The 224-nt window shown below is 71.4% G+C and carries 1 pseudogene; it reads left to right on the forward strand.

Features of this window, described 5'->3' with window-relative positions:
- Positions 1–224: pseudogene (locus DSP71_RS03340) on the forward strand (SLC13 family permease); the annotation flags it as partial.

The following is a 224-nucleotide window of genomic DNA, read 5'->3' on the forward strand; positions in this document are numbered from 1 at the left end:
GCTCGCACCGCTGCGTGGACTCGGCGCTGCAGGGGCCGTGGCCTTCGTGCTCGTCGTCATCGCGATCTCGACGGCGGCGCATCTGCTGATCCCCTCGCGGTCGGCCCGTTCCGCGGCGATCATCCCCGTCGTGGTCGCGCTCGCTCCCGCCCTCGGCGTCTCACCGATGGCTGCAGCCTTCGCCTCGACAGCGGCTGCCGGCTTCTGCCACACGCTTCCCAGTT

Source organism: Microbacterium sp. H6, assembly GCF_003314775.1.
In the GTDB taxonomy this organism is placed as follows: domain Bacteria; phylum Actinomycetota; class Actinomycetes; order Actinomycetales; family Microbacteriaceae; genus Microbacterium; species Microbacterium oxydans.